This is a genomic window from Sulfitobacter sp. CW3 (assembly GCF_019392245.1).
Classification (GTDB): Bacteria; Pseudomonadota; Alphaproteobacteria; order Rhodobacterales; family Rhodobacteraceae; genus Sulfitobacter.
In genome coordinates this window covers 21,186-44,764 of sequence record NZ_JAHXRL010000013.1, presented here as the reverse complement: position 1 = coordinate 44,764, position 23,579 = coordinate 21,186, and the positions used below count along the sequence as shown (strand labels likewise).

General features: G+C 56.8%; 22 protein-coding genes. 5 read left to right on the top strand and 17 right to left on the bottom strand.

Translation table 11 applies throughout. The features are described 5' to 3' along the window. Positions 1–3 precede the first annotated feature (3 nt). From KZZ06_RS19495 to arcD, 10 genes are read right to left on the bottom strand one after another with little or no spacing between them, the layout of a single operon-like run. A complete protein-coding gene (locus tag KZZ06_RS19495; RefSeq protein ID WP_219581677.1) occupies positions 4–291 on the bottom strand; it encodes a F0F1 ATP synthase subunit C in 288 nt (95 codons plus the stop codon). Further along, positions 288–977, bottom strand: a complete 690-nt coding sequence (locus KZZ06_RS19490; RefSeq protein WP_219581676.1) for a F0F1 ATP synthase subunit A — start codon at positions 975–977, stop codon at positions 288–290. Before KZZ06_RS19490 ends, KZZ06_RS19495 begins: the two co-directional genes overlap by 4 nt. Then, entirely contained in the window at positions 974–1,273 is a 300-nt protein-coding gene (locus tag KZZ06_RS19485; RefSeq protein ID WP_219581675.1) for an ATP synthase subunit I, read from the bottom strand. The genes KZZ06_RS19490 and KZZ06_RS19485 overlap by 4 nt, the downstream gene beginning before the upstream one ends. Next, complete coding sequence (locus KZZ06_RS19480) at positions 1,270–1,557, bottom strand: AtpZ/AtpI family protein (RefSeq protein ID WP_219581674.1); 288 nt, start codon at positions 1,555–1,557, stop codon at positions 1,270–1,272. The genes KZZ06_RS19485 and KZZ06_RS19480 overlap by 4 nt, the downstream gene beginning before the upstream one ends. Continuing rightward, entirely contained in the window at positions 1,554–1,964 is a 411-nt protein-coding gene (locus KZZ06_RS19475; RefSeq protein WP_219581673.1) for an ATPase, read from the bottom strand. Before KZZ06_RS19475 ends, KZZ06_RS19480 begins: the two co-directional genes overlap by 4 nt. Further along, the gene (atpD, locus tag KZZ06_RS19470) at positions 1,961–3,355 is read right to left on the bottom strand and encodes a F0F1 ATP synthase subunit beta (protein ID WP_219581672.1); all 1,395 of its coding nucleotides are present in this window, start codon (positions 3,353–3,355) and stop codon (positions 1,961–1,963) included. Before atpD ends, KZZ06_RS19475 begins: the two co-directional genes overlap by 4 nt. Next, positions 3,355–4,275, bottom strand: a complete 921-nt coding sequence (gene arcC, locus KZZ06_RS19465) for a carbamate kinase (protein WP_219581671.1) — start codon at positions 4,273–4,275, stop codon at positions 3,355–3,357. Before arcC ends, atpD begins: the two co-directional genes overlap by 1 nt. A 1-nt stretch (position 4,276) precedes the next feature. Next, entirely contained in the window at positions 4,277–5,278 is a 1,002-nt protein-coding gene (locus KZZ06_RS19460; RefSeq protein WP_219581670.1) for an ornithine carbamoyltransferase, read from the bottom strand. Between the two features lie 16 nt (positions 5,279–5,294). Next, positions 5,295–6,527, bottom strand: coding sequence for an arginine deiminase (locus KZZ06_RS19455; RefSeq protein ID WP_219581669.1), 1,233 nt, complete (start codon positions 6,525–6,527; stop codon positions 5,295–5,297). A 27-nt stretch (positions 6,528–6,554) separates the two neighbouring features. Then, a complete protein-coding gene (arcD, locus tag KZZ06_RS19450; RefSeq protein WP_219581668.1) occupies positions 6,555–8,024 on the bottom strand; it encodes an arginine-ornithine antiporter in 1,470 nt (489 codons plus the stop codon). Between the two features lie 293 nt (positions 8,025–8,317). Here arcD and KZZ06_RS19445 point away from each other — a divergent pair, with 293 nt between their 5' ends. The 3 genes from KZZ06_RS19445 to KZZ06_RS19435 all read left to right on the top strand — a co-directional run bounded on the left by KZZ06_RS19445 (position 8,318) and on the right by KZZ06_RS19435 (position 10,548). Further along, on the top strand, positions 8,318–8,662 hold the full coding sequence (locus KZZ06_RS19445) for a phasin family protein (protein WP_219581667.1): 345 nt from the start codon (positions 8,318–8,320) through the stop codon (positions 8,660–8,662). Between the two features lie 27 nt (positions 8,663–8,689). Continuing rightward, complete coding sequence (locus tag KZZ06_RS19440; protein WP_219581666.1) at positions 8,690–9,544, top strand: universal stress protein; 855 nt, start codon at positions 8,690–8,692, stop codon at positions 9,542–9,544. 158 nt (positions 9,545–9,702) lie between these two features. Beyond that, entirely contained in the window at positions 9,703–10,548 is an 846-nt protein-coding gene (locus KZZ06_RS19435) for a fumarylacetoacetate hydrolase family protein (protein ID WP_219581665.1), read from the top strand. 43 nt (positions 10,549–10,591) lie between these two features. On the opposite strand, the gene KZZ06_RS19430 is transcribed toward KZZ06_RS19435, so the two are convergent. Then, on the bottom strand, positions 10,592–12,334 hold the full coding sequence (locus KZZ06_RS19430) for a type I secretion system permease/ATPase (protein WP_219581664.1): 1,743 nt from the start codon (positions 12,332–12,334) through the stop codon (positions 10,592–10,594). Positions 12,335–12,458: 124 nt separating this feature from the next. Next, positions 12,459–13,862 (bottom strand): O-antigen ligase, encoded by a 1,404-nt coding sequence (locus KZZ06_RS19425; protein WP_219581663.1) that lies wholly within the window; start codon positions 13,860–13,862, stop codon positions 12,459–12,461. 179 nt (positions 13,863–14,041) lie between these two features. Between KZZ06_RS19425 and KZZ06_RS19420 the strand changes: the two genes are divergently transcribed. Continuing rightward, positions 14,042–16,135 carry a hypothetical protein gene (locus KZZ06_RS19420; RefSeq protein WP_257884496.1) on the top strand — a complete coding sequence of 698 codons (2,094 nt, stop codon included), beginning with the start codon at positions 14,042–14,044 and terminating at the stop codon, positions 16,133–16,135. On the opposite strand, the gene KZZ06_RS19415 is transcribed toward KZZ06_RS19420, so the two are convergent. The 4 genes from KZZ06_RS19415 to KZZ06_RS19400 all read right to left on the bottom strand — a co-directional run bounded on the left by KZZ06_RS19415 (position 16,119) and on the right by KZZ06_RS19400 (position 21,016). Continuing rightward, entirely contained in the window at positions 16,119–17,192 is a 1,074-nt protein-coding gene (locus KZZ06_RS19415; protein WP_219581662.1) for an acyltransferase, read from the bottom strand. The two genes, KZZ06_RS19420 and KZZ06_RS19415, sit on opposite strands and share 17 nt — an antisense overlap. Positions 17,193–17,194: 2 nt before the next feature. Next, positions 17,195–18,592 carry an oligosaccharide flippase family protein gene (locus KZZ06_RS19410; protein WP_219581661.1) on the bottom strand — a complete coding sequence of 466 codons (1,398 nt, stop codon included), beginning with the start codon at positions 18,590–18,592 and terminating at the stop codon, positions 17,195–17,197. Between the two features lie 61 nt (positions 18,593–18,653). Beyond that, positions 18,654–19,577, bottom strand: a complete 924-nt coding sequence (locus tag KZZ06_RS19405; protein ID WP_219581660.1) for a glycosyltransferase family 2 protein — start codon at positions 19,575–19,577, stop codon at positions 18,654–18,656. A 62-nt stretch (positions 19,578–19,639) separates the two neighbouring features. Beyond that, positions 19,640–21,016, bottom strand: coding sequence for an HlyD family type I secretion periplasmic adaptor subunit (locus KZZ06_RS19400; RefSeq protein ID WP_257884495.1), 1,377 nt, complete (start codon positions 21,014–21,016; stop codon positions 19,640–19,642). Between the two features lie 128 nt (positions 21,017–21,144). On the opposite strand from KZZ06_RS19400, the gene KZZ06_RS19395 reads away from it, so the two are divergent. After that, positions 21,145–22,347, top strand: a complete 1,203-nt coding sequence (locus KZZ06_RS19395) for a glycosyltransferase family 4 protein (protein WP_219581659.1) — start codon at positions 21,145–21,147, stop codon at positions 22,345–22,347. Here the strand turns inward: KZZ06_RS19395 and KZZ06_RS19390 are convergent. Next, positions 22,344–23,552: a hypothetical protein gene (locus KZZ06_RS19390; protein ID WP_219581658.1), complete on the bottom strand. Its 1,209-nt coding sequence runs from the start codon at positions 23,550–23,552 to the stop codon at positions 22,344–22,346. The two genes, KZZ06_RS19395 and KZZ06_RS19390, sit on opposite strands and share 4 nt — an antisense overlap. Between the last annotated feature and the right edge of the window lie 27 nt (positions 23,553–23,579).

Genomic DNA, 23,579 nt, shown 5'->3' with positions numbered 1-23,579 from the left:
GCCTTACCCCCCTGTAGATTGCGCAGCGGCCAGTGCTGCGATCCAGAACGGGTTCGCAAAAATCAAAATCATCGCGACGACAAAGCAATAAATCGCCGTGGATTCGATCATCGCAAGACTGACAAACAGCGTGCGTGAAATGGTCGGTGCGGCATCGGGCTGCTGCGCAATCGCGTTCAACGCGGTCGCCGCTGCACGCCCTTCGCCCAGGGCCGGGCCAATTGCCCCGAATGAAACGGTCAGCCCCGCTGTGAAAATCGAAATGGCGGCGATGATGGCAAGTTCAGTCATGGTGTTTCCTTTTGAGGCTGGGGTGTGGGTGCGATGGCGCTGGAGATGTAGACGGTCGCCAAAATCGCAAAAATATAGGCCTGGATCATGCCGGTCAGCAGCCCCAGAACATCCATCACCACTGGAAAGAAAAACGGGGCCACCGAAAGCAGGATCGCAGCGATTACCGCCCCGCTCATGATGTTGCCGTACAGACGTATCGCGAGCGATATACCGCGCGAAAATTCGGAAATGATATTGAACGGAAGCATGATAAACGACGGTTGAACATAGGTTTTAAGGTACCCGCCAATGCCGCGACTGGTGATGCCAAACAGCGGCACCGCAATCAAAACAGAGATGGCCAGCCCAGTGGTAGTCGAGAGTGACGACGTCGGAGGTTCAAACCCCGGAACAACGAGCAAGAGGTTTGACGTCGCGACAAACAGGAAAAGCGTACCGGCATAGTAAAGCAAATACCGAGAGGAGCCGCGCGCGACTTCGTTGATCTGGCTTTGGATGCCCTGCACGACCACCTCGAGCGTAGTGCGCCACCGGTTCGGCGGCACGTCGGGGCGCAGATTACGCGTGATCAGCATCGACCCGACGGTCAGCAATATCATCACGACCCACGTATAAAAAATCGTCGCGTTAACCGGTAGGCCCCATGCCTCGAACATGATGGTTTGATCGGGTGACAGGTTCATGATGCGCCCCTTGCAGGCAGGCCGATACGGGCAAATGTCGTGGCAATGATACGTGTCAAAAGAAACGCCAACGCATACCCAAGAAAGGCCCATGTCCCGCCCTGCCCCAGCACGACCCATCCAACCCCAAGCAAGGCCGCAATCCGGATCACGGCGCTGACCGTCAGCAATACGACCGGGCTTTCACGCCGCAATGCCTGCCGCATGCCAAAGGCCAGCCCGACAAAGAATAACGCGCTAAGGACAAACCCTGCGGCAGCACCCATCAGGAGCGCAGTCCAATCGATAGCAATCATTTGTCATCCCTTTCTTTGTTGATCCATGATGCGGCAATAATTGCGCCCACCACCACGCCGCCCAAAATCAGCGCGAGGGTCCATGAGAACCCTTGTGGTGCGACACGGTCCAGCCAGAGACCCAGAAAAGCGCCGCCAACTGTCGGGACGACGATGGACCAACCGATCATGCCAAAGGTGCCAATGCCGCGCAGCGGGCTGGGGCCGGGGTTATCGCGTCTGGATTTCATCCGCTTGGCCTGACGGATGATGTCGTCGCTGGATTTATCTGGCTTTTGCGTCATAGCTGCGGCCTTTTCAGCTCTGCAAATCTGCGCACCATGTCTGCCTCGAGCCGCGACAAGGCCGCCCGTGCTTGGCGTTCGTCCTCGTCCATTTGTATGAAACTCGCCTCGACCGTATCTTGCAGCGTGCTCAGATTGTCACCACGCACACCGCGCAGGGTACAAACGGTAATCTGGTGGCCCTTTTTGACCAACAACCCCTCATCCAGACCAAAGATTTCTTCGGACCCGTCTGCAAGGCGCAGCGTCATGACCGACGGCACAATCGCCGTGACAAAATCCATGTGGTTCGGCAAAATACCGAACGACCCGTTCGGGGCCATACCGGTCATTTGAACCGCCTGCCCTTCGAACAATGTCTGCGTCGGCAACCGCAGCGTGACGGTCATGTCAGACGCCATGCTCATGATGCGTTCTCCAGATCATCCAATCCGCCGATCATGTAATAGGCGCTTTCCGGGTGCTCGAACTCGGTTTGGCTTAGGATTGTTTCGCAGCCCGACAGGGTATCCTCAATCGGAACGAGCTTGCCCTCTACCCCGCTGAAAGATCCGGTGGTAAAGAAGGGCTGCGTCAGGAACCGTTCCAACCGGCGCGCGCGACCGACGGTGGCACGATCGGCAGATGACAGCTCCTCGAGGCCAAGCATCGCGATAATATCGCGCAGTTCCTCATATTCAGCGAGGGTCCGGCGCACTTCGCGGGCAATATCATAGTGGCGCTGTCCAACGACCGACGGCGTTAACATTACCGACGCCGAGGCCAAAGGATCGACTGCCGGATACAGCCCCTCGCTCGCCCGTTTGCGCGACAGAACGACCGATGCGGATAGATGCGAAAAAATATGCGCCGCGGCAGGGTCGGTGAAATCATCAGCGGGCACATAGACCGCTTGAATAGAAGTGATCGCGCCGCGTTTGGTCGATGTGATCCGTTCCTCAAGCCCGGCCAGTTCGGTGGCCAAAGTTGGCTGGTATCCAACGCGCGATGGCATGCGGCCCAGCAGGCCCGACACTTCGGACCCCGCTTGTACAAAGCGAAAGATATTATCGATCAGCAACAGCACATCCTGACCTTTGTCGTCGCGGAAATACTCGGCCATGGTCAGGGCAGTGTGGCCGACCAGAAATCGAACGCCGGGGGCCTCGTTCATTTGGCCAAACAGCATCACGGTTTTCTCGCGCACCCCCGCTTCGCCCATTTCGCGGTACAACTCTTCAGCCTCGCGCGACCGCTCGCCGATGCCACAGAACAGGCTGACACCCTGATGGTGCTGCACGGTGTTATTGATCAGCTCGGTGATCAGCACGGTTTTCCCCACGCCAGCACCACCGAACAGCCCGGTCTTGCCGCCGCGTTCGATCGGCGACAACAGATCAATGGCTTTGATCCCGGTCTCGAGAATCTTTGATTGCGGCGCGCGTTCGCTGAGCAATGGCGGCGGCTGATGAATCGCCCGATGCTCGGTCGCGACAGGGGCAGGACGTCCGTCAATCGGCGCACCGAAAACATCCAGCATCCGCCCCAAAACGGCGTCGCCGACCGGTACTTTGATCGGGCCGCCCGTGGCTGTGACGGTCATACCAAGGCCCAGTCCGCGCACAGGTGCCATCGCCATGGCGCGTACTTTGCCATGGCCAATCAGGCCCGCGACTTCCAGCGCAATATCGCCCGCATATAGCAGATCGTGGATGCGCGGCACCGCCCCGTCAAAGACCACATCAACGACCCCGCCACGAATGGCACTGATGCGGCCGTCAGTTGTTGTGGCAAGTACGGTTTGGGCCTTGGCTGTCATTATTTCGCCCCTGCTTTTGCGGTAACAAGGGTGCCAGCCGTGCGGTTAAGGATCGACAATGCATCCGCCAACCGGCCGATACCCGCGATCCCGCCCCGATCGGCAAAACCGCAAGCTGCGTCCAATTTCGGCCCCATCGACCCCTTTGGCATATCAAGCGCGCGGCCTTGATCCGGCGTCAAAGACCCGATGCGGCTGGCAGTATCAGTGCCAAAACCCTGGTAAACCGCATCGACATCTGTCAGCAGCAACAACGCATCTGCACCAATATCCCCGGCCAAAAGCGCACTGGCCGCGTCTTTATCTATCACTGCCTCGACACCGATCAGACTGTCGTCGCGACGGCGCAGAACGGGGATGCCGCCACCGCCCGCACAAATGACGATCACCCCTTGATCAAGCAGCATCCGCACCACGCGCAAATCCGGAATTTCGATGGGTTTAGGCGACGGAACAACCCGGCGCCAATATTGCCCGTCTTGCGCAATGGTCCAGCCTGCAACCTTGGCCCGTGCCTCGGCTTCTTGCTGGGAATATGTCGGGCCGACAAATTTGGTTGGCTTGCGGAAGGCAGGGTCAGTGCCATCAACAATCACTTGGGTCAGCAGGGTTGCTACCGCGTGATCATGGCCAAGCGCGTTCTCAAGCTCTTGTTCGATCAGATACCCGATCATGCCCTCGGTTTCGGCACCCAAAACATCAAGCGGATAAGCTTCGTCAGGTTTATAAGCCGCTGCTTGAAGGGCCAGCAGACCCACCTGCGGCCCGTTTCCATGGGTCACGATCAGCTGGTGACCCGCCCGTACGATCTCGGCCAGGGCTTTGGCCGCGATTGTAACATTGGCGCGCTGTGCGGTGGCCGTTAATGGCTGGCCCCGTTGCAACAGGGCATTACCGCCAATGGCTGCGACAACCAGCATTTCAGGCCCCCAATGTGGCGACAAGAACCGCCTTGATCGTGTGCATCCGGTTTTCCGCTTGATCAAAAACGATGGAGGCTGCGCTTTCAAAAACCTCTTCGGTCACTTCCATGCAGTCCAACCCGAACTCGGCCTTGATCTCAGCACCAACGGTGGTTTCCGTGTTATGAAACGCAGGCAGGCAATGCATGAAACGGGCGCGCGGATTGCCGGTTTTGGCCATCACCTCTGCCGTCACCTGATAGGGCGATAGCAGCTTGATCCGTTCGGCCCATTTTTCCTTGGGCTCGCCCATGGACACCCAAACGTCAGTATAGACGAAATCAACGTCTTTGACGGCGGTATCCACATCTTCGGTGATCATGACACGCGCGCCGGTTTCCTTGGCAATCGCCTCGGCTTCCTTGATGATTTCAGCGTCGGGCCAGCATGCTTTGGGCGCACACAGCCGGACATCCATGCCCATCTTGGCCCCGCCAATCAGCAGGCTGTCACCCATATTATTGCCCGCATCGCCCAAAAAGGCATAAGCCACGCGGTGTAGGGGCTTTTCCACATGTTCTTGCATGGTCAGAAAATCAGCAAGGATCTGCGTCGGGTGAAATTCGGTGGTCAGCCCGTTATAGACAGGCACGCCTGAATACTGCGCCAACTGCTCCACTATGTTTTGGCCAAAGCCGCGATATTCGATCGCGTCGTAAATCCGGCCCAGAACCCGCGCGGTATCTTTGACCGATTCCTTGTGGCCGATATGCGAACCGGTGGGTCCAAGATACGTCACCCGCGCGCCCTGATCATAGGCCGCGACCTCAAAGCCGACACGGGTCCGCGTGCTGTCTTTTTCAAAGATCAGCGCGATGTCCTTGCCTTGCAGCTTTGGTACTTCGGTGCCCGTGTATTTTGCCACCTTCAGATCGGCGGCAAGCTTTAGCAGGAACGCAATCTCGCGCGGGGAATAATCGCGAAGTGTCAGGAAATGCCGGTTCTTCAGATTGTAAGCCATTGGGGCTCCTTTCAGCTCAAACAGGGTCGCGCATGGTGGGGCAGCTCATGCAGTGGCCGCCGCCGCGTCCGCGCCCCAATTCAGCACCGGGAATGGCCAGCACCTCGATCCCCGCCGCCTTAAGCGCGGCATTGGTGTCATCGTTGCGGTCATATCCGATGACCACACCGGGGCGCAGTGCCAGCACGTTGTTGCCGTCATTCCACTGTTCGCGGGCGCGTTCCTCGGCGGTGTTGCCGCCAGTGGGTACGATCTGCAAAGTTTTATAGCCAAGCACCTCGGCCACGATGTCAAAGATCGGCCGTGGATCATGGCGGAACTGCAAAGGTGCGGCCCCATCGCCGGGGCGAATGTCGTAGCACACCAGTTCATCGGCCACCTCCTTAAAGGTGGTCACCACATCGCCGCCGCATAGGGTAAAAATCGTATCAAGATGCATCGCGGCACGTGATTTAGGGATCGCAAAGGCCAGAACCCGGCGTGCGGCACCCGTATCGAACAAGGCCTCGGCGAGCTGGCCAACACCTTGCGGCGACGACCGTTCCCCCATGCCAACAAGAACCACACCATCGCCAACAGGCATGATGTCGCCCCCCTCGACGGTGGCCAAGCCGTGATCGACGGTCGGATCGCCCCAGTGGATCGTGGCCTTACCGGCAAATTTGGGGTGGAATTTGTAGATCGCTGTGTTCAGCAATGTTTCGGGACGTCGTGCCGCCCAATGCATCGGATTGACGGCCACCCCACCGTAGATCCAAGCGGAATTATCGCGGGTGAACAACGCGTTTGGCAGCGGCGGAAGAATAAACCCATGCGCACCCAGATAGCTGCCAAATAGACCGGATGGCTTGAACGGCAGATCATCGGTCGCTAGCCCGCCAAGCAGGTAATCAGCCAACTGGGCACCCGACAGTTCACCCATCCACGCCCGCAGTTCAGACATCATGCCAACGCCGATCTGGTCTGGCGTGATCCGATGATCCAGCACCCAATCGCGCGCTTTGGGAATGTCCAACGTCTCGGCCAGCAGATCGTTGACGTCCAATACCTCGATACCCTCGCCCCGCATCGTGCTTGCAAAGACATCGTGATCTTTCTGGGCTTGCTTGACCCAGAACACGTCGTCGAACAACAACTCCTGGCAGTTTGCAGGCGTCAAGCGGCGGTGCGCCAGGCCGGGCCGACACACGACCACCTGATGCAATTTGCCAGTTTCCGAATAAACACCCAGCTTCCCGAGATTTTCCATCACAACGGTTTCCTTTTCTTGGTAAAGTCAGAGCGCGCTAATGACGCCGGTCCACATCAGGTAGGCGGCCACAACAGCCGCACCGACCAACACCAGCGCGGTCAACAGCTCAGCCCCGGTGAAGGCGCGTTCGCGATTTGCACTGCGCGCCCAAATATAAAGCGGGATACCCACAGCATATAGGATCGCACACATCAGCAGATATGCAGGCCCGGCAGCATAGACGAGCCACGCGCCATAGACAGTTGCCAGCCCGCCAATCGCGATATCCATGCCGCGCCCCTCGCCCGGCCCATAGCTTTCGCCGGTCAATGCCAGCTTAAGCGCGTAGGCCCCCGAAAAGACGTAAGGCACAAGGATCGCGGTCGACGCGATGTAGAACAGCGCGAGGTAGGTCGAGTTGGCATAAAGCGTTACGATCAACACAACCTGCACGCAGATGTTAGTGATCCAAAGCGCGCCAGAGGGCGACCCGTTCTCATTCTCAACGGCAAAGAACGCGGGCAGCATGCCCTCTTGCGCGGCGCGAAATGGGATTTCCGCGGCAAGCAATGTCCAGCTTAGGAATGCGCCTGCCACCGAGATGACCAGCCCGATGCGCACCAGCACAGAGCCCCAAGGCCCGACCACGGATTCCAGTACATTCGCCATCGACGCCGCCGCAGGCAACTGCGCCAGTTCGGGCTGCGACATCACCCCAAGAGAGAGCAAGGACACAAGCATATAGACCAGCAAAACGCTAACAAACCCAAGGATCGTAGCCTTACCTATATCACTGCGTTTGGCCGCACGGGCAGACCCGACGCTGGCCCCTTCGATGCCGATAAACACCCAAAGCGTGACCAACATCGTGCTTTGCACTTGGGTCGTGATGCTGCCCAGCGACAACGATTCCGTACCCCAAAAATCCAATTCGAAGGTGGGCATATTGAACGCCACAAAAACCAGGACGATAAACAGGAATATCGGCCCCAGCTTGGCGATGGTGGTAATCGTATTGACGACCGCCGCTTGCCGGATTCCCATCAGCACAAGGGCATGCACCAGCCATAGCGCGATTGATGCGCCCACAATCGCTTGCCATGTGTTTCCTTCTTCGCCAAAGGGCGCGTAAAAATAGCTAAGCGCGCCAAAGATCAGCACGGCATAAGATACGTTCCCAAGCCACGCGCTGAGCCAGTATCCCCACGCGCTGTTGAACCCGACAAAATTGCCGAACCCTGCGCGCGCATATGAATACGGCCCCGCATCAAGGGTGGGTTTGCGCGTGGACAAGTTTCTGTAAACAAAGGCCAAGGCCAGCATCCCGATCCCGGTAATCAGCCAACCGATGGTCACTGCACCTGCGGAAGCACCACGCGCCATGTTCTGCGGCAGACTGAAAACGCCCCCCCCGATCATGGAGCCCACAACCAAAGCGGTAAGCGGCAAAAGCCCCAACTTGCCGGACGCAGACCCGCCCTGTTTTACGTCGGTTGCACCTATATCTGCTGGCATCGGTTCTCTCCTTCTTGCAACTGGCTGGACCCGTCGCATCGAATTTTCCATGGCACTGCACCCTGCGCAGTCCGTCGGGCGACTCGGCGCGGTCAGTTGTGGCCAGACATGTCAGGATTGGCACCGCACAGGATTGATCTTCGTCAATCCAGCCAGAAATTTCGGGGCAGGGCACCGGAAAATCACGGCCCTAAATGTTTGGTCGGAAAACCGTTGATTGACCTGAATCAATCAGGTTCCCGCAAAAAGTGCTAGAATCGGGCCATCTTCAAGTGCACCTGAAAGGACACGCCATGAACACGACGACAAAGACGACTGATCTAGCCCCTTCAATGGTAAAATTGATGAAATCCATGCAAGAAACCGGCTTCCACGCGCCGTCCATTTCCGGGGCCGACTGGATGGAAACGATGGTTGAGATGGGCAACGAAATGCTAAACTTTACCGCCACCCGGATCAAAGACGACGTCGATACCCAGCAAAAACTGTTGCAGGCAAAAGAGATCGGCGACGTCCAGAAAATACAAACGGCGTTCTTCCAAAAGGCGATCGACGACTATTCAGCTGAATATGCCAAACTGGTCGAAATGGGTAAAACCCTGCTCGAGAAACCCCAAGCACATACAGTGCCGGTTTGAGCCGCATCGCTAGGTCAGGAACTAAACATGAAAAATAGCACAATCCTATTGGTGATCGACAAAGATTCATCGCTCACTACCTTGGCACAAAAGCTCGAGACGATCCGGGCCACCCCTGCCCATGCTGCCATCGTTATTATCGCAAAGATGCCGGTTTTCTCGTACTATGCAGTCGGCGTCGAACCCTTTGGCACGCCGGATATTTCGCCGGAATGGCAGCAAGAGGTCACGGCCATCAAAGCCGCACTGCACGCCAAAGAGGACGAAGTTCAAACCTTGCTTCAGCAGCATGATCTGTCGGGCGATGTCTCCACGATTGCCGCTGAACCGGCGGCGATTGCCGACCACATTGCCCGTCGCGCAATGCTCAGCGATATGGCTTGGATTGATGAGGGGCTTCGCGCATCTGATACGCTTTTCCGAGAGGCGCTCTATGGTGTGTTGTTCCAATCCCCTGTCGGCGTTCTATTGAACGATCAAAAAGGCGATGTTCTGCCGCATTCCAAACGGGTTTTTGTTGCCTGGAATACGCAATTGCAATCGGCACGGGCCATTCACCAAGCGTTGCCCCTGTTGCGCCAGGCAGACGAGGTGGTCATCGGCACATTCGATCCGGTCATGACCGAATTCCGCGAAGGCGAAGACCCCGGTGTAGATGCCGCAAAATGGCTGACACATCATGGCTGCAACGTCACTGTTAAGCAGTATCCAACCGGCGGCCAAAGGGTCGGCGACTGCATTCTAGCCCGCGCCAAAGAATCCGGCGCAGACTTGGTTGTCATGGGGTCTTACGGACATTCCAGAACCCGGGAAGCCATCTTTGGCGGCACAACACGCACGCTGGTCGAGCAAACGGATCAGGCGGTTTTTCTAGCACACTAATCCCGCTGACATTGTGTTAAGTGCCCAGTCGTTTCCTTGCGACTGGGCACTTACGCGTCAAAGGGCATCGTGCGATGGTGCTGGACGGGCCGCCCGTTTTCAGAGACATTGCGCCAAGATGGCCGCCGCGCGGCATGATTGATTACAAGGGATAAGTTATGAAGCTGGTACGTTATGGTGAGGTGGGCGCAGAAAAACCGGGTCTGATGGACGGTGACATATTGCGCGATTTATCAGACCACGTAACAGATATCAGTGGTGCGATACTGAACGACGCAGCCCTTGATACACTCCGCGCAATCGACCCTGCTTCCTTGCCAGAAGTAAACGGAAATCCCCGTCTTGGGCCCTGCGTTGGCAACATCGGCAAGTTCCTGTGCATCGGGCTAAACTATTCAGATCATGCCGCTGAAACCGGTGCGGCGATCCCCGAACACCCTATTTTGTTTTTCAAAGCCAACTCGGCCATCGTTGGGTCAAATGATGATGTGGTCATGCCGCGCGGATCGACCCACACAGACTGGGAAGTCGAACTGGGCGTCGTGATCGGCAAGAAAGCGAAATATGTCTCGAAAGAGAACGCGCTGGACTATGTTGCGGGCTATTGCGTGATAAACGACGTGAGCGAGCGCCATTTTCAGACCCAACTGACCGGGCAATGGACCAAAGGCAAAAGCTGCGACACCTTTGGCCCCACCGGCCCCTGGCTTGTCACCCGTGATGAAATTCCCGACCCGCAAGCGTTGGATATGTCATTAGACGTGAACGGTAAGCGGATGCAGACAGGCAACACCGGCACGATGATTTTTTCCGTGGCCGAGATTATTGAACATCTAAGCGGATTGATGACCCTGCACCCCGGTGACGTTATCACCACGGGTACGCCTCCGGGCGTGGGCATGGGCATGAAGCCGAACCCGGTCTATTTGAAAAAGGGCGACGTGATGGAATTGACCATTCAGGGCCTTGGGCAACAGCGCCAAAAGGTAGACCAAGACGCCTGATATCTGCCGGCCCTCAAGGCCCTTTTGCTCGACCAGTTTCCAATCACCCTTGTCTGGCGTGATTGGAAAGTTGCTGTCGAACCGGGGGGCTTTGTGGTCTCGCGGGCTTGCCTAGGATTTTGTCCTTGTCCCCGAATTTGGTCATGCGCCCCTGATCAAGGATCAAAATCTTGTTTACGGCGGCGATTGCACTTGGCCGGTGGGCCATCACGATCACGGTGCTCCCCCCGGCGCGCAACTGCGTAATAGCATCTTCCAAAGCGGTGTCCCCTGCCCCGTCAAGATGCGCGTTCGGTTCATCCAGCACGATCAACGACGGCTTGAAAATGACAGCGCGCGCAAGGGCAATACGCTGGATTTGCCCCCCCGACAAAGGCGAACCAGAAGCGCCGCCAACCTCGGTCGCATAGCCGTTTGGCAACCGCAAAATCAAGTCATGTACATTCGCAAGCTGTGCGGCGGCAACGATATCACCGTCGGTGGCGTGCGGGTCAAACCGGGCGATATTCTGACCGATTGTGCCGGGCAAAAGCGTGACCGATTGTGGCAGATATCCGATATGGCGGCCGATCCCACCCGCCGGCCATTTGTCAAAACCGGCCCCGTCAATGCGCACCTCCCCCCGGTCGGGTTGCCACGCACCTACCAAAAGGCGGGCAAGTATGGACTTACCAGCCGCAGATTTTCCGATCACACCCAAACCGTCCCCGGGTTCAAGGCTGAAGCTAACGCTTTGCAGCAACAGCTCTTGGCGCGTGGCCGTGGCACCGGCAGCGAATTTAGTAAGCGACGTCACAGCAAGACGCCCGGACGGTTTTGGCAGGTGAATGTCGCCAGCTTTATCTTTGGCCCGCTCAAAAAAACTCAGCAAAGCGCGATGCGCAAAAACTGTCTGCGCAATCGCCCGCCATTGTCCGATAGCTTGATCAACGGGGGCAAGGACACGGCCCGACAAAACCGAGGACGCGATGATCATGCCGGGGGAAATTTGTTCCTTGAGAACCAGAACGGCACCCACAGTCAGGATAGAGGATTGAAGCAAAATGCGGAATGTCTTGCTAAAGGAGGCGAGGATTTCCGTCCCGCGCGCCGCTTGTTGATGGGTTTTCAGGCTTGCCAACTGCATCGTCTGCCAATGGGCGGCTAGGTTGTTCTGCATCCCCATCGCGATCACTGTTTCGGTATTTCGCACCGTTTCGGCAGCGAATTCCGCTTGTCGGGCGGCACCCTGATTGCGGTGCTCTTGCCACCGGCGCGCGATGAAACCAGCGATCAATGCCGATAGCCCCGCGACCACCGCCCCGCCCACAACGATCAACCCAAGCACCGGATGGACAATAAACAGAACGGCCAAAAACACCGGGACAAAGGGAAGATCAAACAAATTTCCGGCCGTAGGGCCCGACAAAAACTGACTGATCACCGACAGGTGCCTTAGCGGATCGACAGCGCCGTTTTTATCCCCTTGCTTTGCCTGAAGCTGGGCCAAAAATCCGCTGCGGCCAAGATCACATTCCAGCCGTGTGCCGATACGGGCCAACATACGTTGCCGCAACAGATCAAACAGGCCAAAGAACAGATATAAAACAACAACAATGGCAAAAAGACCCATCAACGTAACGATGGATCCGCTGGACAAAACGCGATCATAAACCTGAAGCATATAGATCGAGCCGGTGAGCATCAGAACACTGATAACCCCGCTGATAATCAGGACAAACGCGAACCCCGGCTTTTGTCTGCGCAACGCGATAGCATATTTATTTGACGCTTCTGCCCCCGCCATTGCAATTGCTCCTGAAAACCGTGGTCGAAACCGATGCTACGGGAAAAACCTTTCGCTTTCTAAAGCGGGCCAAATCTATGCGCGGAAAACTTTAGCTATCTCAATTAAAGCTCGGGCCGAACGATCACTCTGGCGCGCCAGAGCGCGCAAACTTTGGCCTCAGGGATCGCGTGTAATGCACTGGATTCACGCTTCTAAATGGGGGTGACGGACATTCTTGAACGTACCTTATTTTGGATCTGCGAACGGCATCAACTTTGCCCGGAAACAGCCACATGCCAGCCCCGAATAAAAAGAACACCAACGCATATAGTGTGCCCCAGATATGCACTGTCGCCAGCGCGAATGTCAGACCGACAAAACAAAACATCCACGCCCGCCGCAAGGGCCATAGCGGGTCATCGGCACGCAGGGGCCGCATGCCAATACGCCAGATAGAATACCCATAACCCGCGACCAAAAACACAAAGCCGGGTATGCCATATCGCATGGCAGACAATAGCCAAAAGTTATCAATGCTAGGCGTATGCATCCAAACCGGGCGGACCCAATCGTTCAGGCCCAATCCCCAGACCGGATGCGCCCAAACGTTAACCATGCCCCATTCGAAAATGGTCGCGCGCCAATAGGCGCTATCGACTGAAAAGGTTGCATAGCTCATGAAAACGCGCAGGGGCGTGCGGTTCGACAGCAGATCGACAACAACATAGCACAGGGTCAAACCTGCCAGCAGGATCAACCACCGCTTGGGTTGCGTGCGAAAAATCATCGCCCAAATGATCAGCCCGACCTGCACAGCGATGGACAGGATCGCCCCGCTGGAAAGCGCCAATAGGCCAGAAAGGCATATGAATACCGTCAGCAGAACACGTGCGAACAACGTTAATGTCGATTGCAGCCCCACAAGACAGAACGCCGCGCCAAGAGAGCAAAACACCCCCCAATGAATTGGATGTTCAAAGCCAAGCTGGACCCGCTCCAACCCCAAACGTCTGTCGATGGACAGATCAAGCGGCGCAGAGACAAATGGAATACGATCCGCAATTTCAATCAGCGGCGATACTCCGGTAACAGCTTCGAACACAGCAAAGGGCGAACACAGAACGATCAACGCAACAACTGCGCGCATAAGGGTCAGAAAATCATCGCGGCTGCGGATCGAGGCCCGGCCCAGTAAATAGGCGCCCAAGAAATCCGCCCCCGTCGCACCTGCATTTTGCACCACTTGATCAGGATTGTTCACCCACAAGGCCAAGGTCACCCAAACAAAATGCAGCGCAAATAATACATCCGTCGCAATCAGCGGCCCATAACGCCCCCGCAGTAAATGCACCGCAAGCGGAAGGATCAGCAACACGAGAAAAAACCGCGTGCCACTTAGATGGAGCGGCCCAAGTTTCACCCCGATCGGCAGAATAACCAGCGCAAGAAATATGCCAACGATAACGCCCACAACATCGCGCCGCCGCGTGTCTGGGTCGTTCAACCGATCCGCATTACGCGAAAATTCACTGTCCGCGATGCTCATCCATTCAATCCTGTCGCATAGCGCTGCTGACAAAAGCGCACGCCTCCTACAGAAGTCTGCGGACCTTAAAAAACCGTAAAGATTAACCACACCGCCGACCAATCGCCCGCCAACGCAACGCGACCGAGCCTGCTGATATACCCGACAGCCTTGAAGAATTGGTAACGGGAAGGTCTGACATGCAAATGACAATCGGGATCGGCACGCATCTGGGGCAAACAGCTACGGGCGACCACTTGGCTGCGCCCGAGGTATCACCCCCCTCTGGTGTGACCCATATTCTGAGCGACGGCTGGCGTGCAATCCATCCCCAGATCGCCGGGCTTTCCACCGCGCCAAGCCCCATTTCTGTCACCAGACAAGGGTTTGATGGGGCGGGAAATCCAGCACCCCAGACAGACAGCATTGCCATCACAACCCAGACCCGTGAACCCTATCCGAGCCACGAAACCCTGACCGACACCGATGTAGCATTGTCTGATTTTATATACGCGGGCGACACGATCAGCAGTGTCACCAACACCAGCACCCTCGCCTATCCGAAACCCATCGCGATGTGGTTGAACCATGATCGCGAACACGCAGGCGGGCCGATCCATACCCTGCGCCTTGCCGTTGCACATGGTTTTGCCAGGTTGGGCCGTCCGGTCGCCGCTGTGAAATTCATCGCCAGTGATGGGGTGAACACAGTGACACAGACGGTGTCCGCGATGACATCAACGCAATTTGATGCGTCCTCCCTGCATATCCCGCATTTTGCCGCTGACATGGATTTGGTCCCCCTGACCCAAGGCGCGTTGTTAACGATTGATGCGGTGATTTACCCGTGGGTCGGCGACGCGTTTACCATCTCGACGGACGGCGATCCCTACCCTTCCCCCAATCTGACAACCTTGCGTTTGTTGAACGATCGGACCGGCGCATATGGCACGGCGTTTGCCTATGTTGATGCAACTGCAGGAAGTGACAGCACCGGCGCGGTTGCCAGCGATGCAGTGACGGCGGCGCCCTCCCCCTTTGCCACAATCGCAGCGGCAAGCGCGGCCATTCGCACGTTCAACGCAAACACTTATGCGCGCGCGAATGACGCAGGCGGCGGCGTTATCAGGCTGATCGAAGGGGTGCATGATTTTACCCCCTTCAAAAGTCAGGGCAGCAGCGTTGACGTGCCGGTCATTATCGAAGCGGCCGATCCAGCCAAACGCGACACCACCATTCTAACCGACGGGGGTAGCAGCAAATTTAATGCCATCCCGACCCAGCTTAAGATCCGCGATCTGACCCTGCGCAAGGCCGGGGGCAGCGTGGTGTTTTTGGACAGTGGTGCCGCGTCGGCCAGCCATCTATTCGTGACCGAAAATTGCATTTGGGATGCCAATAACACCGGCTACTATGGTGCGTGGGTGTACCGTGTCGGTCGGTTCTTTCAGCGCAATTGCGCGATTGGCGCAGGAGGCGATCCACGACAGGGCAATTTCTTTTCGACCGAGGCGACGATGGTCACCGCGGTGGGATGCGACCATTGCGCAGGCTCAATCACCTATCAGGCGGCGGGATGTTCAAACCTGTCGGAATTCACCTGGCGCGCACCCACCAGTGCACGGCCTGCAATGGATGGCCTGTTTCTGGGCTGGAACGTTTTCACGAACGGCGCGACCTCTAACCCGATCGTCAATATCAGCGCCCCGATTGGCCCGCGTGGTTTGGCTTTTGTCGGCAATATCGTTGAAAGCTGGGGCAGCAGCAGCAACGCCGCCATCCGCCTGAATGCAGATGGTGATGCCAGCTCTGCCGAAAATGTTGTTTTTCAGCATAACAGCATCGTCGGCGAACGCATCAATCTGATGTATCTTGACGGCACCGTGAACGTCGCCAAATCTGCGCATGTCAGCTTTAACCTGTTCGAGCGGCTAAACATCAAAAGCGATGTATTTTCCAGCCAAGCCAACAATACCGGCAACTGGCCCGTCCGCTACAAGGTCGGCTGGACGCATAACGCAATCGCCAACGGATCGAACAACGCCGCAGGTTATAGCGCTGTTTCCTGGCTGGGAGAGATCGCCGCAGCGGGAGAGACCACCAGCACGGCTACCGCGTTTGTCGATGACAGATCGCACCTAGGGTCTAACTTGGGTGGCGGCGACTATACCCCAACGCTGGCTTCAGCCGTGCCTGTCATCCCCGTCGGGCTGGCCGCCTATCACGTCGATTTGGTCGGAAACACCATCACAGCGGGCCAGTCGTGTATTGGCGCAATCACCACACCCGCTTGAACAGGGGCAACTTAACCGTTTCCGCCCGCGCAATCTCAAGCGCGGGCCGCTCTATCCAATGCCAAGATATCACCGCGCAAATCAGCACCATTGGAAATGATAACAGGATGTTGCCCGCCGGCGATCCAGCACCCCACAGCCAAACCGCCAACCCTTGCAGAGGGAAGGCATAGATATAGATGCCATAGGAATAGTCCCCCAGCCGGTTGAACAGCCTGATCCGACCCGACGGCGCATAGCCCAACCAAAACACCCCATAGCTAAGCGCCAAGATCAGCAACGGATAGGCAAAGGTCGTGTTGCGGCCAAGATACGCAATGCAACCGAGGCCCGCCAAAACCGGCAGGGACAGCATCATCCAACCCCGCCATTTCCAAAATACGATGCCAATGACAAACGGCACAGACAGCCCTTGCAGCTGAACAACCCGGTGGTGAAACTCAACGGGTGCTGCATAAAAAGCGGCATACGCCACCAAAACGCAAAGCAGCGAAACACGCGAGGCCAGCAAACCTGTCACCCCCAAAACCAGCACGAAAAAATAACAGGCGACTTCATGCGACAACGTCCAGATCGACCCTTCGACCGCGGGGTAAGGGTTGTCAGCGAACACGCCCGGCAGGGTATATTGCGGCCAGAGCAATCCAATATTTCGAAAGAAAAACGCGCCTGTTTCTGGATCAAACCAATAGTCTGACGCAGGCAAAACCGTAACGAATGGCCCCACGACAAGCGCCACGAAAATCAGGGATACAGCAAGGCACGGAAACAGCCGGGCTGCACGCGCTATGATGAAACCTCCCGGTGAATTTGACCGTTCAAAACTGGCCGTGATGAAGAACCCTGAAAGCATAAAGAACACATAGACTGCCAGCTGCCCCAAGGAATGCCCAAGCGCGGATTTGAGCGGCTCGATTTGCCCCTGCCCGAGTGCTACGGGCCACGCATGCGAGACCAGCACCGCGGTTGCCGCGCAAAACCGGATCAGGTTAAAATTATTATCGCGCCCCTGCGCCACATCTCGCAGACAGATACCGGTGGCCCAATTGGCGTCCATCCTCATGACCCCACCGCGAAACCCGTCGCGGTATTCTTGCGCAGATACGTCACAAGCTGTGGCATACTCAGCAGCACCATCCCTAATAACGCTGTGAAAATAACGACGCTGGCCCAGTAATTTTGCTGAACCTCCAGCGTACACGCGCAGACCAACACCATCATCGCTATGGCCAGCGGCAGCACCATCGGCCGCAGCGGCAGGTGTTGTTTACCAAGCGCCAAGGTCAGGCCAATCGCATATCCTGCCGCCTCGCCGATAAGTCCGATCCAGATCAACGTCATGATGTCGCCGCCCGCCCGCGCCACAAGCCAGCCAATCGGTAGCAGCGACACCCGCACGACATTCGACAGCACCTCGTTTTTCGTGTGTCCTGCGGCCAACGCAACAATTGCGCATCCCCCCGCGAAGACACGAAATGCCATCAAGCTGGCCAGCCAAACCAGCAAGGGCACCGCTGCGGCGTATTTATCGCCCAACACGGCCATCAGGAACGGCGCGCCTAAAAGGGCGACGCAAACGACCATGACGCAGCCCAAAAACAGATGCGCTTGCAAGACGATGACGGCTAAATTCGGATAGAGTCCCGTACCAAGCGCGGCGGACAGCTGAGGTAGGAAAAAGCTCATTGTGCTGCGCGTCAGAACCAGTGCAGGCGTCAGAGTCAGCGACAGTGCCATTGAAAAAACGGCCATCATTTCCAAGCCGAAATGACGCGCGATAATGCCTCTTTCACCGTAAAATACCAAAAACATTAAGGTGCCGCTTATCATCAACGGGCATCCAAATTTGAAAGACTGCTTGATAAAGGCACCGTCAAACCGCAGCAGGTACGGCCGTGTCGCAACAGCATGAGAGATCACCAGCGACAGCGCCGCCTGCACCAAGATCGCGTAGACCAAAACCCGGTAGTCGCCGAAAAGGTGAAACAGCGGCCACACCGATATCAGCGACGCGACCGGCGGCAGCACGGTCACCCACATTGATGCTTTATACGCCATTTGACGGCCAAACCGGAAAGCATCGAAATGGGCGCAGCCAGACATCAGTGGCAAGACTGCGATCCCGTAAAACACCCAGATCGCATGCGGTACGCCGAAAAACGACGCAAGTGGTGCCGCAAGGGCCAGCAGTAAGCCCGCGTTGAACAGACCCCGCAGCATCGAAAACCCCTGCAATGCCGATTGAAATTTGGGCGCATCGCCATTGGCCGATTGGGCCATTTGCTGCTGGAATCCCAAGGCCGAAACCATTTCGACCAGCGCAACCGCCAACAGGAAAACCGACGCGGTGCCAAAATCCTCAAGACTGATAAGCCGCGAAACCAACAGGGTACGCGCCATCATCAACGCCGCACTTGCTATATTTCCCGACAGGATCAATCCGATAGAACGCACCATCCGGCTTCAGCCCGGCTTTGGCGCGTTCGGGCCGGTTCGCAAAGGGTCACACGCCCATTGTTCAACCTGCATCTGATCGGTTCCATCGGGCGATGTAATGACCCGTATTCCCGCCGCCCAACATCTGCAGCATCCTCGCGGCACGATGGAGCCGGATGCCTGCAAGGCAGATGAACGCCTTGGCCCGGTTGCGGGTACCCGTGATCCGTTTGCTCATCAAAATCTGCGGAATCTCGGCGATCGGGGATCCGACTAACATCACCGCCTTTAAGGTCCATTTGAATTTGCCTTGCCACCCCCTGCACCGCTGCATGTCGTGAAAAATCTGGCGGTCCCATTTAATCTGCAACGCGGCAAAGCTGGCGCGCGCGGGGTGAAATACCCGCATGTCGGGGACAAATTGGATATGTTCCCCCAACGCGGTGGCCCGCTGGCCCCATTCGCGATCTTCGGCTGTTGTCAGCCCCGCAAACGGCCCGACGCGGTCAAATACATCGCGCCGCATCACCAGATTTCCCGTCCCCGTAAACCCCTGACGCGCAATATACCGATCCATTCGATAGGCAAAAATGCTCTCGTAAGCTTCAACCATCGTCAGCGATTTGGGGTCTTCGCAGGCAATGCGCACATCGCCGCCCAAAATGTCGAACTGCCCCGATTGCAAAACATGTTGCGCAACCGCCAGCCATTCGGGGCTTGGGATGCAATCCGCGTCAATAAACGCAAGGACGTTGCCCACCGCGCTCTCCACCCCCAGATTGCGCGCTAGGCCGGGCCCGGCGGCAGGCTGATGCAGCAGTCGAACATTTTCAAACTGGGCGCAAATTTCGATGGGCGGGCGTTCAGACCCGTTATCGACGACGATAATTCCATCTGCGCGACGATGACCCGCTTCTAGGGCCGCCAAACAGCGAAACAGCCCAAGACGCTGGTTAAGATGCGGAACCACGACCGTGATAACAGAGGGCAAGCGCGCGTAAGTCATCCCCTCTTAGGGCATCTTCGAGGTTAAATATTCTTTAATGCGCGGCGTCTGCGCCCGCATTTTTATTCGCGAAACCCATGGCTCAACTGCGACATCAAAGGTTCGGTAAGATAGCTTAACACGGTTTTTTCGCGCGCCTGTAAAAACGCCTCAAGGGGCATCCCTGCGATCAATCTCGCTGCCGATGGCAAACGGGCCAGTTCCTCTTGGGCGATGTGCACAGCCACGCGGTAAAACGGCTGCCCGGTTACGGGATCATTCACGGTTTCGGGCGACACGGCCCCGACCCGCCCCGCCAATTTTGGCGTTTTCTGCGGATCAAGGGCCGTCATCACAATCTGTGCCGGCTGTTCACGGCGGACCTTGTTGATGTCACGCGGTGGCACGCGCACTTCGAATGCCAACCCTGAATCCTGCGGGATAACATGCAACAACGTCCCCCCCGCAGGGATCACACCGCCCAATGTCGTCATTTGTAATTCATGGACAATGCCGCTCGCCGGTGCGCGCAGTTCCACGCGTTCCAGCTGTGCTTCGCGCGTGACAATCGCCAAGGTCAGTTCTTCTATTTCGACGAACAGCTCGCGCAGTTCTGTCACGGTCTGCTCCTGCAGCGCCCGCTTCTCTTGATCTGCATTTACCGCTATCTCGCGGCGCCGGTTGTTCACGCTTGCCAACTCGGCCTGTCGCTGTGCCAGATCACCTTGCAGCGCCGCTTGCCTGCGCAAGGCCTCGGTTAACTTATCGCGGCGCGACAACCCTTTGCCTAGCAACGCGTTAATATTCGCCAAGTCGCCCCCCACAAACGATAGCTGTCTCTCTAACGCCGTCATCTGCCCTGAAATACCCTGCGCTTGGGTGTCCAGATCCGCCAAGCGGCCGCGCATCTGCTTTTCCGCGCCTGCGCGCATTTCCTGCCGGGCTTCAAATATATCGCGCTGGCGGCTTTCAGCCTTGCGAATGACCTCTCCCAGATGTTGGGCAGGCACTGGCAAATCTGCGTAATCAAACACCAAATCCACGGTGCCCATACGCTCAGCCTCCAACCGCGCCCGCAGGCTAAGGGCTGCTGCCAACCGCGTGCGCGCCATATCCAGATTGATCTGCAACAGCGTCGGATCCAGCCGCGCAAGCACCTGATCCTTTGCCACATGATCCCCGTTAGTCACCAAAATCTCGGCAAGGATTCCGCCATCAAGCGTTTGCACAATCTTTCGTTTTCCGGCGACTTCGACCTGGCCTTTTGCAACGACGGCACCGCTGATTTTTGTGGTCGCCGCCCATCCGCCCAATATGAAAACAAGCGCAAAAATGGCGATCATCCCCGCAATATTAAGCGCGGCCAAACTGGTTTCAGGTATGAGCGGTTCTTCGGTTTGCATGGACTTCTCTCGGGCATGGGACGACAGCACCGTCAAACCACCGCAAAGATGTGTCAACTTCGCGGCAATCCGCGGTCGAACATGGGCCCCATTCAGACGGTTTAAGAATAAATTTTCGCAGGTTTACCGAAAATTTATACCTTCTGCCCTCAATAGACGGACCCTCCCCCAGTCACGTTGGACATATGACGACCACTCCAGATCGCCACATCCTAATCGTAGTGGAAAATCTGCCAGTCCCCCTAGACCGCCGCGTCTGGCTCGAGGCAACAACCTTGCAGCGTGCCGGTTATGAGGTATCGGTCATCTGCCCCATGGGGCGCGGCTGGGACCAAGACTACCAACTGATCGACGGCGTTCACATCTACCGCTACCCCCAACCGACCGAGGCACATTCAGGCGTTTTCGCCTATGCGCGCGAATACGGGCATGCGATCCGGCACTGGTTCAAACTCGCTAAAAAGATCTGGCAAAGACGCCCGTTCGACGCCATTCAGGGCTGCAATCCGCCTGACCTCGTGTTTCTGCTAGCACTTTGGTATCGGCGTCGCGGCGCGCGCTATATCTTTGATCACCACGATGTCAGCCCCGAACTGTTCGAAGCCAAGTTTGCGAAACGCGGCCCTATTTACCACTTGATGCGCCTGCTTGAACGTATCACCTTTAAGACTGCCGATGTTTCAATCGCGACCAATAACAGTTTTCGTGACATCGCAATAACGCGTGGCGGCATGAACCCGTCGGATGTTTTTACTGTCCGTTCGGCGCCAAAAACCGATGAATTTTTACCCGCCGCCGGAAATCAAACCTATCGCAAGGGGGCCGCAACCCTGATTGGATATGTCGGCGTCATCGGCCAGCAAGAGGGTATGGATCTGCTGGTCCGCGCCGCCGATTACTTGGTTAATACGATCGGCGCAAATGTACATTTTTTGATTATCGGATTTGGTCCGGCACATTGCGACATGACCCGCGACGTCGAACAACAAGGGCTGCAAGACCACTTTACCTTTGCCGGCGCACTGTACGACCGCGATCTTCAGGATGCTTTGAACGCCATTGATATCGGCGTGGCCCCAGACCCCAAGAACACCATGAACGACATTTCCACCATGAATAAAGTGATGGAATATATGACGCTGGAGAAACCTGTCGTGCAGTTCGACCTGACCGAGGGGCGCGTCTCGGCCGGCGACGCATCTCTTTATGCGCATCCAAACGATCCTGTTGATTTTGCGCGTAAAATCGAAACGTTGATGAATGACACGTCGCTACGTTGGGACATGGGATGGGCTGGGCGAAAACGGGTTCTGGATCAGCTGTCTTGGGCGCATTCAGAACCGCATCTTTTGGCGGCATACGCGCGCTTGTTTGAAAAATCGCCCTAAAAATGCGTCCTGAATTTGCGCGTCAGTGACATGAATATCTCATTCGACTGTCTCGCTCCGGTGACGCTGTCGCGCACATCGCGCCTGCGCAGCCCGATGTTGAAATCCACCTCGCGGCCCATCTGCCGGGTATAGGAAACAGTAAGGATACGGTTCATCGTGGTTAATCCTGAATGGGTGTTTTTGGCTTCGGCCCAATCAATGCCAACGGCAAATCCGTCCAATGGCGTCGCGTCTATCCTGTACTGCAGGCCCATCGCCGTACTGATTTGTTCACTGTCGTCTTGATCACTGCTGGTCAGTTTCCGGTTCACACTGGCCTCGAACAGGCCCCGCGAAAATACAGTTTCATAATGCAAATGACCCGTCACATATCTGCCACCGGTCGTCGCACGGGCGGCCCCGATGCCCGCCCGCGCGGCACCGTTCGGCAATGCTAAATGACGGGCCACCAATCCGCTCAATTGGTGGCCCGCCTCGGTCGTGATATATCCAAGCTTGATCGCAAATGGCACCCGCGGCCGATCAATCTGATAAACGCTGTTCAACTGAAAACTCTCGCGGCGGCCCGCAGCAGCCTCTTGCCCGAACACGCGATAGCCCAAAGTCGTGGTTAAATGATGGGCCGCATCCAGATCGAGGCGAGCCAGAAAATCGAACCGATGCCGCGTCGTGCCGCTTAGCGCCTGCCCGCCTTGCCCGAACGCCGACCCATCGATGAACGCGGCTTTTTGAAAGCCCGCCAAAACACCAAATCCCAAAGGTGCCGTTTCCCTCCACCTCATGTTGATTTCAGCGCTATAAGACCGCTGTTTCGCGCTCCCGGTTGGGATCATGACGGCAAATTCGCCGGGGTCGGTTTGTGTCAGATCCGTCTCTTGCATCCGTGCATCAAAGGACAAAGATGCATCACGTACCTGCCGCAAATATCGCAGGGCTAAGAACGGATCGACGACCCCGTTTGCGACCCCTCCACCGCCTGGCCCATCTGAGCCGCGCAGCGATATTCCACCCCCAAGCGACAGCTTTTGGCTACGCGTTTCGGTAAGAAATCCAAAACTGAACGCGCTGCTGATCTCATCCACACGCTGCGGGTTTACCACGTCCAGTTGTGGGTTTGATCGAACATCAACCGAGGTTTCAACCGCTAGATCAAGCGCCATCCCGCCCGATCCCGCGCCCTGCGCCAGCCCGGGGAAGGCCATAAAACAGACCAAAGCTGCACAGCACCG

Bases quoted from the DNA above. Each gene is read 5' to 3' on its own strand.
- KZZ06_RS19440 (WP_219581666.1), top strand. From the start codon at position 8,690: ATGAAAAATAGCACAATCCTATTGGTGATCGACAAAGATTCATCGCTC.
- KZZ06_RS19425 (WP_219581663.1), bottom strand. From the start codon at position 13,862: ATGAGCATCGCGGACAGTGAATTTTCGCGTAATGCGGATCGGTTGAAC.
- KZZ06_RS19395 (WP_219581659.1), top strand. From the start codon at position 21,145: ATGACGACCACTCCAGATCGCCACATCCTAATCGTAGTGGAAAATCTG.
- KZZ06_RS19455 (WP_219581669.1), bottom strand. From the start codon at position 6,527: ATGGAAAATCTCGGGAAGCTGGGTGTTTATTCGGAAACTGGCAAATTG.
- KZZ06_RS19495 (WP_219581677.1), bottom strand. From the start codon at position 291: ATGACTGAACTTGCCATCATCGCCGCCATTTCGATTTTCACAGCGGGG.
- KZZ06_RS19490 (WP_219581676.1), bottom strand. From the start codon at position 977: ATGAACCTGTCACCCGATCAAACCATCATGTTCGAGGCATGGGGCCTA.
- KZZ06_RS19390 (WP_219581658.1), bottom strand. From the start codon at position 23,552: ATGGCCTTCCCCGGGCTGGCGCAGGGCGCGGGATCGGGCGGGATGGCG.
- KZZ06_RS19460 (WP_219581670.1), bottom strand. From the start codon at position 5,278: ATGGCTTACAATCTGAAGAACCGGCATTTCCTGACACTTCGCGATTAT.
- KZZ06_RS19430 (WP_219581664.1), bottom strand. From the start codon at position 12,334: ATGGCGGGGGCAGAAGCGTCAAATAAATATGCTATCGCGTTGCGCAGA.
- KZZ06_RS19405 (WP_219581660.1), bottom strand. From the start codon at position 19,577: ATGACTTACGCGCGCTTGCCCTCTGTTATCACGGTCGTGGTTCCGCAT.
- KZZ06_RS19480 (WP_219581674.1), bottom strand. From the start codon at position 1,557: ATGACGCAAAAGCCAGATAAATCCAGCGACGACATCATCCGTCAGGCC.
- KZZ06_RS19410 (WP_219581661.1), bottom strand. From the start codon at position 18,592: ATGGTGCGTTCTATCGGATTGATCCTGTCGGGAAATATAGCAAGTGCG.
- KZZ06_RS19435 (WP_219581665.1), top strand. From the start codon at position 9,703: ATGAAGCTGGTACGTTATGGTGAGGTGGGCGCAGAAAAACCGGGTCTG.
- arcD (WP_219581668.1), bottom strand. From the start codon at position 8,024: ATGCCAGCAGATATAGGTGCAACCGACGTAAAACAGGGCGGGTCTGCG.
- KZZ06_RS19445 (WP_219581667.1), top strand. From the start codon at position 8,318: ATGAACACGACGACAAAGACGACTGATCTAGCCCCTTCAATGGTAAAA.
- KZZ06_RS19475 (WP_219581673.1), bottom strand. From the start codon at position 1,964: ATGAGCATGGCGTCTGACATGACCGTCACGCTGCGGTTGCCGACGCAG.
- KZZ06_RS19485 (WP_219581675.1), bottom strand. From the start codon at position 1,273: ATGATTGCTATCGATTGGACTGCGCTCCTGATGGGTGCTGCCGCAGGG.
- atpD (WP_219581672.1), bottom strand. From the start codon at position 3,355: ATGACAGCCAAGGCCCAAACCGTACTTGCCACAACAACTGACGGCCGC.
- arcC (WP_219581671.1), bottom strand. From the start codon at position 4,275: ATGCTGGTTGTCGCAGCCATTGGCGGTAATGCCCTGTTGCAACGGGGC.
- KZZ06_RS19415 (WP_219581662.1), bottom strand. From the start codon at position 17,192: ATGGACGCCAATTGGGCCACCGGTATCTGTCTGCGAGATGTGGCGCAG.
- KZZ06_RS19420 (WP_257884496.1), top strand. From the start codon at position 14,042: ATGCAAATGACAATCGGGATCGGCACGCATCTGGGGCAAACAGCTACG.